Here is a 13667-nt window from a genome sequence, read left to right as displayed (position 1 = left end):
CCCTCGGCGGTTTTTTTTCGCCTGCTGGTATACTTTCGTCCATTCAGCACGCATCAACCAGGGAAAACAATGGATAACAACACGACGGGCGTGAGCGCCGAAGAGCTCTTCGCACGCAACCGCAAATGGGCCGCCTCGATGGTGGCCGAAGACCCGAACTTCTTCAAGGCGCTGTCGGAACAGCAGGCGCCGGAATACCTGTGGATCGGCTGCTCGGACAGCCGCGTGCCCGCCAACGAACTGCTCGGCATGCTGCCGGGCGAGCTGTTCGTGCACCGGAACATCGCCAACGTGGTCGCGCACTCCGACCTGAACTGCCTGAGCGTGCTGCAGTTCGCGATCGACGTATTGAAGGTGAAGCACATCATCCTGTGCGGCCACTACGGCTGCTCGGGCGTCGGCGCAGCGCTCACCGGCACCCGTGTGGGCATGGCCGACAACTGGCTCGGCCACGTGCGCGACGTGCGCGAGAAGCACGGCAAGTACCTCGGCAACGTGGTCGGCCGCGCCGCCGTCAACCGCCTGGTCGAACTGAACGTGGCCGAGCAGGTGATCAACGTGGCCCAGACCACCATCGTGCGCGACGCCTGGGAACGCGGCCAGCCGCTGACCATCCACAGCTGGGTCTACGGCGTGCACGACGGCCTGCTGCGCGACCTCGGCATCACGGTCAGCAGCTACGACGAGATCGCGCCCAAGCTGCAGCGCGTCCTCACCGGCTACCTCGATGGAGACCAAGTGCGTGACGAACGCCGCGGACAGTGATCTCATCCGGCTGCGCGATCTCGTCCGCGCCTTCGTGGACGAGCGCGACTGGGACCAGTTCCATACGCCCAAGAACCTGGCCTCGGCCCTGAGCGTCGAGGCGGCCGAGCTGCTGGAGCATTTCCAGTGGCTCCAGCATGGCCGGCCCGAGGAACTCGGTCCGGACAAGCTGGTACAGGTGCGCCACGAGATGGCCGACGTGCTGGTCTACCTGGTGCGCCTGGCCGACAAGCTCGACGTCGACCTGTTCGCGGCGGTGCAGGAGAAGATGGTGCTCAACCGGGCCAAGTACCCGGCCGAGCAGGTGCGCGGCGATGCGCGCAAGTATTACGAGTACAAGAAGTAGCGAGCCAGGGTGTCAGCGCACCCTGCGCAGCGACGACGCAATGCCGTCCAGGCCGCGCAGGGACGAATAGCGGCCAGGCCCGTAGACGATGCAGCGGCCGCGGTAATCGTCATGCTCGCACAGCTGCCATTCGCCTTCGCGGATGATCATCGAGCCCGCGCGGTCGTTGAAATTGCGTGAACGCAGGCTGTGCACATCGCTTTCCAGCATGATGCCCTCGCCCCCGAATTGGCGGCCGGCGAACAGCTCGACCGGCGGGCCGCGCCGGCCGTCGCTGCCAGGACCGCGCCGGCCCCACCCGCCCTCGTCGTGGCGCCGGTCACGGTCACGGTATCCATCGCGTCCGCGTCCGCGCTCCAGTTCCCGCACCGAGGAAGCCACATCGTTGAAACCCTCGAACATCCGGTATTCGCCCGGCTCCAGCACGATGCAGCGGCCGCCGAAATCCTTGTGCTCGCAGATCTCCCAGCTGCCCGAGCGGACGATGGCCGACGATGCGCGGTCGTTGAACCCGAGCGCTTCCAGGTTCGTGACCGGACCACGCAGGCTCAGCGGACGACCGCGGAAGTCCGCATCGGTGAACAGCGAGATCTCGCCGGCAGCAGCATGGTTCAGCGATGCCAGCAAGGCGAGGACGGCGAACAGGGGTTTCATAGTTTCTCCATGAGGTGCACCGGAGCGCGACGCGCGCCCGGTTTTCCTTCCATACGCAATACACTACAAGACTGTGCACGGCACAGCTGTAACAGATTGCTACCGCAGACTGCTCCGCGAATCATGCAGCCTGTCGCATTACCCTCCCACAACGGCCTTTCCGCTTCGTAGAATCGCCCCCATCACAACAAGGGAGATTCCATGGTACGTCACATCATCGCCGCCGCAGTCCTTGCGGCCTTGTCCGGGGCAGCCTTCGCGCAGGACGCCAAGCCCGCTGAGGCGCGCGAAGCGCTGCTGTTCGACTCGCCCGCACTCGGCTCGCCCTACCGCGAGAACATCAGCGAAGACGAGAAGATCGCCGGCCTGTCGAAGTTCTGGTCCGAGGTGAAATACAACTTCGTGTACGTCGACAAGCTCAAGGAGCTCGACTGGGACCGGCTCTACCTCGAATATCTCCCGAAGGTGCGCGCCACCACCTCCACCGCCGACTACTACCGCGTGCTGATGGAGCTGTGCGCGAAGCTGCAGGACGGGCATACCAATGTCTACCCCGGGCCGGAGCTGCGCAACGCGATGATGGCGCGGCCGCTCATGAAGACGCAGCTGGTCGAGGGCCGGGTGCTGGTGCGCGAGGTGTTCGACCCGGCTTTGCGGGCGGGCGGCGTGGTCCCGGGCTCCGAGATCGTCGAGGTCGACGGCGAGCCGGTCGTCGCCTACGCCCAGCGCGAGATCGCGCCCTATGTGAGTGCCTCGACGCAGCAGGACAGGGATATCCGCGTGTACGGCTACCAGTTCCTGATGGGTCCGCGCGACAAGGCGCCGCGCCTGACTTTCCGCCATGCCGACGGCAAGACGGTGAAGCTGGAGGCGAAGCGCGTCGACGCGGAAAGCTTCGGCAAGGCGGCGGGCGGCAATCCTCCTTTTGAACTGCGCAAGCTGCCGGGCAACGTGAGCTACGTGGCCCTGAACAGCTTCGGCGACAGCCGGGCCGCCGACGCCTTCCTCGCGGCCTTCGACCAGATCGCAGCGAGTTCGGCGCTGATCATCGACCTGCGCAACAACGGCGGCGGCAATTCGTCCGAAGGCTGGCGCGTGCTGGCCACGCTGACCGACAAGCCTTTCGCCACCGGCAAATGGGCGACGCGCCAGTACCTGCCGTCCTACCGCGCCTGGAAGCGCCCGATGCCGGACTTCGAAGGCAAGCCGAGCGATCGCCAGCCGGACGGCAAGCGCTGGTTCAAGGGCCCGGTGGCGGTCCTGACTTCGGGCGCGACCTACTCGGCGGCGGAAGACTTCATGGTGGCCTATGAGGGCATGGGGCGCGGGCCGATCGTGGGCGAGGCGACCGGCGGCAGCACCGGCCAGCCGCTGTTCATCAAGCTGCCGGGCGGCGGCGTGGCGCGCATCTGCACCAAGGCCGACACCTATCCGGACGGGCGCGCCTGGGTCGGTCACGGCATCCAGCCGACCGTCAAGGCGGCGCCGACGGTGGCCGACCTGCGCCGTGGCCGGGATACTGTGCTGGAAGCGGCGCTCGCCGTGCTGAAGGAGTAAGGGGTAATTTCCGTGGCGAAATAAAATTTCATGGAAGAGCCTTGCGTGAAATAGTATTTCGCCGCTCCTCTGCCTTACCGTGTTGGCATGCTTCTCGAGTTACCGTTAAGCTTTTGCTATGAACACTAGGCAGATCAGCAGTAGGGAGTACGCTCCGGCCGCGCCGCATTGATCTGGCGCAGTTGATCTGAGTCATAGGCCACTCGCGCCCGGACCGGAATGCTCGTATCATGGTTTCGTGCGCTTCACGACAAGGTAGAGACCATGCGCCCCATCGTATTCGTCCCCGCATGCACGCGTGATTTCGGCGAACACCCTTATCACGCGGCCCAGCACAAGTATGTCGACGCGGTCGTCCTCGGCGCCGACTGCGCCCCCATGATCCTGCCCTCGCTGGGCGCTTCGCTGGACCTGGAAACCATGCTGGCCCTGTGCGACGGCATCATGCTGACCGGCTCGGCCTCGAACGTCCACCCCAGCTACTATTCCGAGGAAGTGCTCGATCCCTCGCTGCCGCAGGATCCGGCGCGCGACCAGACCACGCTGCCCCTGATCCGCGAAGCGGTCAAGCGCGGCATTCCGATCATCGCGATCTGCCGCGGCTTCCAGGAGATGAACGTGGCCCTGGGCGGCAGCCTGCACCAGGCGGTGCAGGCGGTGGCCGGCAAGTTCGACCACCGCGAGAATCCCGAACTCGGCATGGACGAGCAGTACGGCGACGCCCACAACGTCACGCTTACGCCGGGCGGCTGCCTCGAGCGCATGCTCGGCGTGCCGGAGATTCCGGTGAACTCGCTGCACGGGCAGGGCGTCAACGAACTCGCGCCCGGCCTGACGGTCGAAGCGGTAGCGGAGGACGGATTGGTCGAAGCCTTCTCGGTCTCCACCGCGCCCGGCTTCACGCTGGCGGTGCAATGGCACCCCGAGTGGCGCATCCAGCACAACCCGTATTCGATGAAGATGTTCGGCGCCTTCGGCCAGGCCTGCCGCGAATACCAGCAGCAGAAACAACGGAGCAGCGCATGAGCATCCCTGCCTTGGAGGCCGCCTTTCTCTGGGCGAGCGACGCCGTCCCATAGCTTTCCTGCCTGATGTGCGAGCGCACCCGGCCCGCGCCGGCGGTGCGCACTCGATCCGAACCAGACAGTGAGGCAATCATGGCAATCCGCGACAATTTTTCTTACACCGACATGGAGGAGTGGCTCAACGCGAAACGGGTCACCGAAATCGAATGCCTGGTCCCCGACCTGACCGGCGTCGCCCGTGGAAAAATCCTCCCCCGCGTGAAGTTCACCGAAGACCGCGGCATGCGCATCCCCGAAGTGGTGCTGGGCATGACCGTCACAGGCAACACCCCCGAGCGCGACGAATCGTACAACCGCGCCATCGCGGCCACCGACCGCGACATGATCCTCAAGGCCGACCCCACCACCATCACCATGGTGCCGTGGGCGGTCGATCCCACCGCCCAGGTCATCCACGACTGCTACTTCTCCGACGGCACGCTGGTCGACTACGCGCCGCGCAGCGTGCTGCGCCGCGTGCTCAAGCTGTATGCGGAGCGCGGCTGGAAGCCGGTGGTGGCGCCGGAACTCGAGTTCTACCTCACGGCCAAGAACATCGATCCGAACCTGCCGCTGTCCTCGCCGGTGGGCCGCAGCGGCCGCGCCGAGACCAGCCGCCAGGTCTACAGCATCGACGCCGTCAACGAGTTCGACCCGCTGTTCGAGGACATCTACGACTACTGCGAGATGATGAACCTCGACGTCGACACGCTCATCCACGAGATCGGCGCCGGCCAGATGGAGATCAACTTCCTGCACGGCGACCCGCTCGGCCTGGCCGACAAGGTCTTCTACTTCAAGCGCACCCTGCGCGAAGCCGCGCTCAAGCACGAGATGTACGCCACCTTCATGGCCAAGCCGATGGCGGACGAACCCGGCTCGGCGATGCACGTGCACCAGAGCGTGGTCGACCTGGAGAGCGGCCGCAACATCTTCAGCAATCCCGACGGCACGCCTTCGAAAGCCTTCCGCCACTACATCGGCGGCCTGCAGCGCTACATGCCTTCGGCGATGGCCATCATCGCGCCCTACGTGAACTCCTACCGCCGCATCGTGCGCCATTCGGCGGCGCCGATCAACCTGCAGTGGGGCATGGACAACCGCACGGTGGGCTTCCGCGTGCCGGTGTCCGGCGCCCAGGACCGGCGCATCGAGAACCGCGTGATCGGCGCCGACGCCAACCCCTACCTCGCCCTGGCCGTCACCCTGGCCTGCGGCTACCTGGGCATGCTGGACGCGGTCGAGCCGAGCCAGATGGTCGAAGTCAGCGCCTACGACATGCCGGTCGAGCTGCCGCAGGGCCTGTCCGAGGCCATCACCCTGCTGCGCCGCGAAGACCGCCTGCGCGACGTGCTGGGTGAGCGCTTCATCGACGTGTACTCGGCGGTGAAGGACCTCGAGCACCAGGAATTCATGCGCGTCATCAGCCCGTGGGAGCGGGAACACCTGCTCCTGCACGTCTGATCGGATTCACACAAAAAATGGGAGTCGATCATGACCACCAATACCCCGGTCGCCTCGCTGCGCGTCACCACGCCCGAGGCACGCGAGACCTATGACACCCAGGAACTGCAGCGCCTCGACAGCGCGCACTTCCTGCACCCCTTCACCGACCACGCCGCGCTGAGGGAGCGTGGCGCCCGCGTGATCGTGCGCGCCGACGACGTCTACCTGTGGGATTCGGAAGGCAAGATGATCATCGACGGCATGGCCGGCCTGTGGTGCGTGAACGCCGGCTACGGCCGCGCCAGCATCGCCGACGCGGTGCATGCGCAGATGCTGCAGCTACCCTTCTATAACAGCTTCTTCAATACCACCAACGTGCCCGCGGTGAAGCTGGCGGCGCTGCTGGCCCGGCTGTCTCCTCCCCAGTTCCAGCACGTGTTCTTCACCGGCAGCGGCTCGGAAGCGAACGACACCATCGTGCGCATGGTGCGGCGCTACTGGCAGCTGCTTGGTGAGCCCGATCGCGAGGTCATCATCAGCCGCCGCAACGCCTACCACGGCAGTACCATGGCCGGGGCCTCGCTGGGCGGCATGGCCGGCATGCACGCGCAGGGCTCGCTGCCGATTCCCGGCATCGTCCACATCGACCAACCCAGCTACGCCGAACACGGGCACGGCATGAGCGAGGCCGCGTTCGGCCTGCACGCCGCCGGCTGGCTGGAAGAAAAAATCCTGGAAGTGGGCCCCGAGCGGGTGGCCGCCTTCATCGGCGAGCCGGTGCAGGGCGCGGGCGGCGTGATCATCCCGCCCGCGACCTACTGGCCCGAGATCCAGCGCATCTGCGACAAGTACGACATCCTGCTGGTGTCGGACGAAGTGATTTGCGGCTTCGGTCGCCTGGGCACCTGGTTCGGCTGCGAGCTGATGGGCTTCCAGCCCGACCTGATCGCGTTTGCCAAGGGCGTCACCTCGGGCTACGTGCCGCTCGGTGGGGTACTGGTGGGAGGGCGCGTGGCGCACGTCCTGATCGAGAAGGGCGGCGACTTCAACCACGGCTTCACCTATTCCGGCCACCCCTCGGCCTGCGCCGCGGCGCTGGAGAACCTGCGCATCATCGAGGCCGAAGGCCTGGTCGAGCGCGTGGCGCTGGAAACCGGCCCGCACCTGAAGTCGCGCTTCGCCTCGCTGGCGATGCACCCGCTGGTCGGACATGCCGAGACCTGCGGCATGACGGCGGGGCTGAACCTGGTGCGGCGCAAGGGAGCCACCGTGCACGACTGCGAAGCCTTCCCGGCCGAGCAGGCGGTGGGGATGCTGTGCCGAAAGCACATGTTCGACAACGGGGTGATCATGCGCGCCGTGGGCGACCGCATGATCGTGGCGCCGCCGCTGTCGATCACGCGGGCGCAGATCGACGAGATGGTGGAGCGGATCGGGGTTTGCCTGGATTTGACGCTGGAGGAGGTGGTGGGGAAGGGGTGGATGGCGTAGCTAACGGTGCGCGACGAACTTGGATCCCGGCCTTCGCCGGGATGACGTGCTGAAGGTGCGAGCCAAACGTAATGCTATCTCTGTCCACCAGCTTTAAAACCGTCGTTCCGGCGAAGGCCGGAACCCAATTTTGCAGGTACAGCCTTAGCTTAAGCACTCGCCCCAACGATATGCTTCGTCGGCTCCCCACCATTGCGAACGAACTGCGGCGCCAGCGAGCCCGCGAACATGCCCACGAAGGCCGCCATCAGCCCGGCCAGCTGGCCCGGGAAGTGCTCGCCCCAGGTGGTGACGCCTTCGAAGAACAGCAGCCACACCAGGATGCCCGCGCCGATCGAGACGATCGCGCCCTGGGTGGTCGCACGCTTCCAGTACAGGCCCATCACCAGCGGCACGAAGGCGCCCACCAGGGTCACCTGGTAAGCGCTCGACACCAGTTCGTAGATCGAGGTGCCTTCCATCGCGATCGCATAGGTCAGCACCAGGGCGGCGAAGATCACGATGGTGATGCGCATCGCCAGCAGGTTCTGCTTGTCGCTCATGCCCGGACGCAGGTTCTTGAGGATGTTCTCGACGAAGCTGGTCGACGGCGCCAGCAGGGTCGCCGACGAGGTGCTCTTGATTGCCGACAGCAGGGCGCCGAAGAACAGGATCTGCATGACCAGCGGCATCTTGGTCATGATGAAGGTCGGCAGCAGGCGCTGGTAGTCGTTCTGGGCGATTTCCATCGCCGAGTTACCCATCACCACCACGGCCGCGGCGACGATGAACATCGGCACGAAGGCGAACAGGATGTAGCTGGCGCCGCCGATCACGGCGCCGGTGCGCGCGGTCGGCGCGTCCTTGGCCGACATCACGCGCTGGAACACGTCCTGCTGCGGGATCGAGCCGAACATCATGGTGACGGCCGCGCCCACGAAGAAGGCGATGTCGGTGAAGGTGGGCTCCGGCAGCACGCGCCACAGGTCGGCCTGCTGGGCCATCGCCAGCACCTTGTCGGAACCGCCGGCCAGGTCGGCCGCGAAGAAGGCAATGATGCTCATGCCGACCACCAGCACGATCATCTGGACGAAGTCGGTGATCGCCACCGCCAGGAAGCCGCTCACCACCACGTAGACCAGCACCGCCAGGGTACCGACCAGCATGCCCATAGCCGGCGACATCGCGCCGCCGGTCAGCACCGTGAACACCAGGCCCAGCGCGGTGATCTGCGCCGCCACCCAGCCCAGGTAGCTCAGGATGATCGCCACCGAGCAGAAGATCTCGATGCCCTTGCCGTAGCGCTGGCGGTAGTAGTCGCCGATGGTGAGCAGGTTCAGCTTGTACAGTTTCTTGGCGAAGAACAGGCCGACCAGGATCAGGCACATGCCGGCCCCGAACGGGTCCTCGATGATGGCGTTCAGGCCGCCCTGCACGAACTTGGCGGGCACGCCCATCACGGTCTCGGCGCCGAACCAGGTGGCGAAGGTGGTGGTGATCACCATGATCAGCGGCAGGCTGCGGCCGGCCACGGCGAAGTCGGCGGTATTCTTGATCCGTGTGCCCGCCCACATCCCGAGCCCCAGCGTGCCGAGCATGTAAAGCGCGACGAAAACGATCAAAGTGGTGTTCATGCGGTGGTGGCTCCGGGAAGCAAGAATTATCGGGCGGAAAATTCGCGATTATAAAGGCAGAATTCGGCCGTTGGATCAACTTTGCTCGTATTTAAGGTCAAGTGTTGCACTTCAAGGAAGGGAAACTGATATGTCGACTCCATCATGGCATCAACGGGCTGTCAATCTGGTCATCGACGGCCGCGCCTTCATCGACGGATTTCGCGTCGACGCGCGCACCAGGGCCCGCTTCGACTGCATCTCCCCCATCGATGGCCGCAAGCTGGCCGAGGTCGCGCGCTGCGATGCCGCGGACGCCGACGCCGCCGTCGCCAGCGCCCGCAGGGCCTTCGAGGACGGCCGCTGGGCCGGCATGGCGCCAAGCGAGCGCAAGCGGGTGCTGGTCCGCTTCGCCGACCTGATGCTGGCGCAGGGCGACGAGCTGGCCTTGCTGGAAACCCTCGACATGGGTAAACCCATCCGCTACAGCCTGAGCGTGGACGTGCAGCTGGCCCAGAACTGCATCCGCTGGTATGGCGAGGCGATCGACAAGATCTACGACCAGGTCGCCCCCACCGGCGCGGACAGCCTGGCCCTGGTCACGCGCGAACCGGTCGGCGTGGTCGCGGCGGTCATCCCCTGGAACTACCCGATGCTGATGGCGGCCTGGAAGATCGGCCCGGCTTTAGCAAGCGGCAACAGCCTGGTCCTGAAACCGTCCGAGAAGGCGCCCTTGAGCTGCCTGCGCCTGGCCGAGCTGGCGCTGGAGGCGGGGGTGCCGCCGGGCGTGTTCAACGTCCTGCCCGGCTACGGCAACGAAGCGGGCAGCGCGCTCGGCCTGCACATGGACGTCGACTGCATCGCCTTCACCGGCTCGACCCGGGTCGGCAAGCAGATCCTGCAGATGGCGGGGCAGTCGAACCTGAAGCGCGCTTGGACCGAGCTGGGCGGCAAATCCGCCAACATCGTCTGCGCCGACTGCCCCGACCTCGATGCCGCGGTGGAAAGCGCGATCGGATCGATCTACTTCAACCAGGGCGAGAGCTGCAACGCGCCCTCGCGCCTGTTCGTCGAGGCGTCGATCAAGGATGCGTTCCTGGAAAAAGCGTTGGCGCTGGTCCCGCGTTACGCCCCGGGCGACCCGCTCGACGAGCAAACCGTCATGGGCGCCATTGTCGATCCGGTCCAGATGAAGACCGTGCTCGGCTATATCGAGGACGGCAAGGCGGCCGGTGCGCGCCTGCTGGCGGGCGGCGGCGCCGCGCGCCAGGACAGTGGCGGCCTGTACATCGAGCCGACCCTGTTCGACGGCGTCGATCCCGGGATGCGCATCGCGCGCGAGGAGATCTTCGGGCCGGTGCTGTCGGTGCTGTCCTTTACCGACCTGGACGAAGCGATCAGGCAGGCGAACGCCACGCCCTACGGCCTGGCGGCGGCGGTATGGACCCCGGACATGAGCAAGGCGATCCGGACTTCGCGCGCGCTGCGGGCCGGCACGGTGCACGTCAACCAGTACGACAACGACGACATCACGGTGCCCTTCGGCGGTTATAAACAGTCGGGCAACGGGCGCGACAAGTCGCTGCATGCCTTCGACAAGTACACCGAGCTCAAGACCACCTGGATTCAGGTTGGCTGAGCCATGCCTCCTCTGTAGCGCAGCCAGGCAGGCCGCTCGTGTATGCTAGCCGGAACGCCATCCCGTCACGGCCCGGACCAGCGTCACCGGCAGTGACTGTTTTCCATGAAAAAACTCAAGCTGCGCGGGCCCGTCACGATCGCCACCATCGTCAGCCTGCTGGTCCTCAGCGTCGCCCTCAGTGTGCTGGCCCGCGGCATCCAGAACCAGTCGGGGTCCTGGCGGTGGGTGGTCCATACCCGCGAAGTCCTGGAACACGTGCAGGCGGCCTTGACGCTGACCAGCGAAGCGGAAGCGGCCCAGCGCGGCTTCCTGCTGACCGGTAACGACAGCTTCGTTGCCGGCTACCGGCAGGCCCGCGACGCCGTACTGCCCGAGGTCCATGAATTGCGCGTACTGATTCTCGACAATCCGCGGCAGCAGGTGGCGATGCGCTCTTTCGAGGACGCGGTGCGCAGGCGCCTGGACCTGCTCGAGCGTGTCATGCAGGAACGGCGCGCCGGGCGCCCGGTCGAGCTGGCGGTGCTGGAGTCCGGGCATGCGCTCAAGCAGCGGATCCTGGCGCAGGCGCAGCTGATCCGGTCCGAGGAACAGCGCCTGCTGCAGGTGCGGCAGCGGCACGTGGAAGAGGGGCGCCGCGAGCTGATCACGGCCTTTGCGATCACCGTCGGCGTGGCCGGATTGCTGGTGGTCATGCTGTGGGTGCTCTCGTCGCGCGACGCGGCGCGCCTGCTGGCCGAACGCGCGCGGCTCGACGCGACGCTGCGCAGTATCGGCGACGGCGTGATCGCGACCGACCCGCAGGGCAATGTCAGCCTGATGAACCGGGTGGCGGAGGAACTGACCGGCACGCCCGAGGCGCGCGGCGTCGGCATGCGGCTGGAGCAGGTGCTGCACTTTCGCGACCGCGGCAGCGGCGGGCCGGCCGACCTGGACCAGGCCATCGCGGACGGCGGCGAGCACGTGGTGCTGGCATCCGGCAACGGACGCGAATACGCCACCGAACTGAGCGCCGCGCCCATCGAGCCGCAGGGAGACATGGCCGCGGGTGAGGTGCTGGTGTTGCGCGACGTCAGCGAGCGCAATGCGCGCGCCCGCGCCCTGGCCGAGTCGGAAGCCAACTACCGCTACACGATCGAGCTCAACCCGCAAATACCGTGGCGGGCCTCGCCCGGCGGCGCCATCGAGCGCATTTCGGATCGCTGGCTGTCGCTCACGGGACAGGCGCGCGAGGCCGTCCGCGGCGCCGGCTGGGCGAGCGCCGTCGTCGACGAGGACCGTCCGGCGATGATGCAGGCCTGGGCGCATGCGGTGGACAGCGGGGAGCCGTTCGACGTCGAATTCCGCATCCGCGACGCCGGCGGGCAGCTGCGCTGGATGCGCTCGCGCGCCAACCCGCGCCGCGCCGATACGGGCGCCGTCGTGGCCTGGTACGGCCTGATTGAAGACATCCACGCGCGCAAGGAGTCCGAGCTGGCGCTCAGCAGCAGGCTGGCCCAGATCGAAACCATCTACCGCGCCGTTCCGGTCGGCCTCGGCCTGGTCGGCGCCGACCTGCGCCTGACCGAACTCAACGATGCGCTGGCGGAAGTGAGCGGCATGTCCAAGAGCGCCATCGTGGGCCGGGCGCCGGCGGAGGTCTTGCCGGCGTCGATGGGAGAACGGGTCGGCCAGGTGCTGGAGCAGGTCCGGCGCGAGCGCCGCCAGGTCGCCGGCGTCGAGTTCGGCAGTCCGGGGACGGATGCGGCGCCGCAGCGCGACTGGCTGGCCAGCTGCTATCCGGTGCTGGATGGAAGCGCACTGCAAGGCATCGTCGTCGCCCTGCTCGAAGTCACGCAGATCAAGGCCGCCCAGCGTGAGTTGATCGAAGCCAACCAGCTGCTCGAACAGCGGGTCGAGGAGCGCACCGAACGGATCGCCGAGGCCAATGCCGAGCTGCGCGCTTTTGCTCACACGGTGGCGCACGACCTGCGCGCGCCGCTGCGCAACGTCGAAGGATTCGCCACCGCCCTGGTCGAGGACGAGGGCGAGCGCATGTCCGCGGAGGGCCGGATGTTCGCGGACCGCATCGTGGCCGCCGTGGTGCGCATGGACCGCCTGATCACCGACCTGCTGGCCTACAGCCGCCTGTCGCGCGCCGAACTGCAGCTGGAGCGGGTCGACCTCGGGGCCGTCGTGAAAACCGCCCTGCGCGACCTGGAGGCCGAGATCGGCGCGAGCGGCGCACAGCTCGACATCGCCTGGCCGCTGCCGGCGGTGCGCGGGAATGCTACCATCCTGGCCCAGGTCGTCGGCAACCTCGTATCGAACGCCATCAAGTTCGTCGACCGGGGCGTGGTGCCGCGCATCGAGATCGCGGGAAGGCGCGACGGTGCGGTAGCGCGCCTCTCGATCGGCGATAATGGCATCGGCATCGCGCCGGAACACCGCGAGCATGTGTTCGGGGTGTTCGAGCGTCTCCACGGCCACGAGCGCTATCCGGGCACCGGCATCGGCCTGGCGATCGTCAGGAAAGGCCTCGAACGCATGGACGGCAAGGTGGCGATCCTGGATCGGGAGGGCGGCGGGACCACCTTCGAGCTGGCCCTGCAGGCAGCCGACTGAACAAGGAGCATGGAATGGAAATCGTGAACCACGAGGACGACGGCGCCGGCCTGCCGCTGATCCTGCTGGTGGAGGACAACCCGGACGATGTGCTGCTGGTGCGCCGCGCCATCAAGAAGGCCGCGCTGGCGGTGGCGCTGCAGGTCGTCCACGACGGCGACGAAGCCGTGGCCTACCTCGACGGCAGCGGGCATTTCGGCGACCGCGGGCGCCATCCGCTCCCGGCCCTGGTGCTGCTCGACCTCAAACTGCCCAAGCGCTCCGGCCTGGCGGTCTTGCGCTGGATACGCAGCCAGCCCACGCTGGCCACGACGCCCGTGGTCGTGCTGACCTCGTCGAGCGAGGACGAGGACATCCAGAAGGCCTATGCGCTGGGCGCCAATTCCTACCTCCTGAAGCCGGTGGCCTTCCACGGCCTGGTCCAGCTGCTCGGCGTGCTCGACCTGTACTGGTTCCGGAACAACCTGAGCGTGCCGCCGCCAGCCCTCGGCGCGTGGCAATGAAACACC

Annotated in this window: 11 protein-coding genes; 9 read left to right on the top strand and 2 right to left on the bottom strand. The window is 66.7% G+C overall.

Going from position 1 to position 13667, the window contains the following annotated elements; all coding sequences use genetic code 11:
• Positions 1-69 precede the first annotated feature (69 nt).
• Positions 70-765, top strand: a complete 696-nt coding sequence (gene can, locus FG94_RS15380; protein ID WP_036213307.1) for a carbonate dehydratase — start codon at positions 70-72, stop codon at positions 763-765.
• A complete protein-coding gene (locus FG94_RS15375; protein ID WP_373965160.1) occupies positions 743-1111 on the top strand; it encodes a nucleotide pyrophosphohydrolase in 369 nt (122 codons plus the stop codon). The genes can and FG94_RS15375 overlap by 23 nt, the downstream gene beginning before the upstream one ends.
• Before the next feature lie 12 nt (positions 1112-1123).
• Here the strand turns inward: FG94_RS15375 and FG94_RS15370 are convergent, their stop codons facing one another.
• On the bottom strand, positions 1124-1765 hold the full coding sequence (locus FG94_RS15370) for a beta/gamma crystallin-related protein (RefSeq protein ID WP_036213302.1): 642 nt from the start codon (positions 1763-1765) through the stop codon (positions 1124-1126).
• Positions 1766-1966: 201 nt separating this feature from the next.
• Here FG94_RS15370 and FG94_RS15365 point away from each other — a divergent pair, with 201 nt between their 5' ends.
• The 4 genes from FG94_RS15365 to FG94_RS15350 all read left to right on the top strand — a co-directional run bounded on the left by FG94_RS15365 (position 1967) and on the right by FG94_RS15350 (position 7323).
• Entirely contained in the window at positions 1967-3322 is a 1356-nt protein-coding gene (locus FG94_RS15365) for a S41 family peptidase (protein ID WP_036213299.1), read from the top strand.
• A 264-nt stretch (positions 3323-3586) separates the two neighbouring features.
• The gene (locus tag FG94_RS15360; protein ID WP_036213296.1) at positions 3587-4348 is read left to right on the top strand and encodes a gamma-glutamyl-gamma-aminobutyrate hydrolase family protein; all 762 of its coding nucleotides are present in this window, start codon (positions 3587-3589) and stop codon (positions 4346-4348) included.
• A 131-nt stretch (positions 4349-4479) separates the two neighbouring features.
• A complete protein-coding gene (locus FG94_RS15355; RefSeq protein ID WP_036213294.1) occupies positions 4480-5850 on the top strand; it encodes a glutamine synthetase family protein in 1371 nt (456 codons plus the stop codon).
• Positions 5851-5880: 30 nt separating this feature from the next.
• Positions 5881-7323 carry an aspartate aminotransferase family protein gene (locus tag FG94_RS15350; RefSeq protein WP_036213292.1) on the top strand — a complete coding sequence of 481 codons (1443 nt, stop codon included), beginning with the start codon at positions 5881-5883 and terminating at the stop codon, positions 7321-7323.
• A 149-nt stretch (positions 7324-7472) separates the two neighbouring features.
• Here the strand turns inward: FG94_RS15350 and FG94_RS15345 are convergent, their stop codons facing one another.
• Positions 7473-8936 (bottom strand): sodium:solute symporter family protein, encoded by a 1464-nt coding sequence (locus FG94_RS15345; RefSeq protein ID WP_036213291.1) that lies wholly within the window; start codon positions 8934-8936, stop codon positions 7473-7475.
• Between the two features lie 130 nt (positions 8937-9066).
• On the opposite strand from FG94_RS15345, the gene FG94_RS15340 reads away from it, so the two are divergent.
• From FG94_RS15340 to FG94_RS15330, 3 genes are all read left to right on the top strand, one after another.
• Complete coding sequence (locus FG94_RS15340; RefSeq protein ID WP_036213290.1) at positions 9067-10554, top strand: aldehyde dehydrogenase; 1488 nt, start codon at positions 9067-9069, stop codon at positions 10552-10554.
• A 105-nt stretch (positions 10555-10659) separates the two neighbouring features.
• Positions 10660-13158, top strand: coding sequence for a PAS domain-containing protein (locus FG94_RS26095; RefSeq protein WP_051996765.1), 2499 nt, complete (start codon positions 10660-10662; stop codon positions 13156-13158).
• A 14-nt stretch (positions 13159-13172) separates the two neighbouring features.
• A complete protein-coding gene (locus FG94_RS15330; protein WP_051996763.1) occupies positions 13173-13661 on the top strand; it encodes a response regulator in 489 nt (162 codons plus the stop codon).
• Positions 13662-13667 lie beyond the last annotated feature (6 nt).

Origin of the sequence: Massilia sp. LC238 (genome assembly GCF_000735635.1) — a bacterium.
Classification (GTDB): domain Bacteria; phylum Pseudomonadota; class Gammaproteobacteria; order Burkholderiales; family Burkholderiaceae_D; genus Telluria; species Telluria varians.
The sequence above is the reverse complement of the archived record's forward strand: the minus strand, read 5'-3'. Positions and strand labels throughout refer to the sequence as shown.

Coding starts and splice junctions, on each gene's coding strand:
- can (WP_036213307.1), top strand. CDS start 70: ATGGATAACAACACGACGGGCGTGAGCGCCGAAGAGCTCTTCGCACGC.
- FG94_RS15370 (WP_036213302.1), bottom strand. CDS start 1,765: ATGAAACCCCTGTTCGCCGTCCTCGCCTTGCTGGCATCGCTGAACCAT.
- FG94_RS15365 (WP_036213299.1), top strand. CDS start 1,967: ATGGTACGTCACATCATCGCCGCCGCAGTCCTTGCGGCCTTGTCCGGG.
- FG94_RS15360 (WP_036213296.1), top strand. CDS start 3,587: ATGCGCCCCATCGTATTCGTCCCCGCATGCACGCGTGATTTCGGCGAA.
- FG94_RS15355 (WP_036213294.1), top strand. CDS start 4,480: ATGGCAATCCGCGACAATTTTTCTTACACCGACATGGAGGAGTGGCTC.
- FG94_RS15350 (WP_036213292.1), top strand. CDS start 5,881: ATGACCACCAATACCCCGGTCGCCTCGCTGCGCGTCACCACGCCCGAG.
- FG94_RS15345 (WP_036213291.1), bottom strand. CDS start 8,936: ATGAACACCACTTTGATCGTTTTCGTCGCGCTTTACATGCTCGGCACG.
- FG94_RS15340 (WP_036213290.1), top strand. CDS start 9,067: ATGTCGACTCCATCATGGCATCAACGGGCTGTCAATCTGGTCATCGAC.
- FG94_RS26095 (WP_051996765.1), top strand. CDS start 10,660: ATGAAAAAACTCAAGCTGCGCGGGCCCGTCACGATCGCCACCATCGTC.
- FG94_RS15330 (WP_051996763.1), top strand. CDS start 13,173: ATGGAAATCGTGAACCACGAGGACGACGGCGCCGGCCTGCCGCTGATC.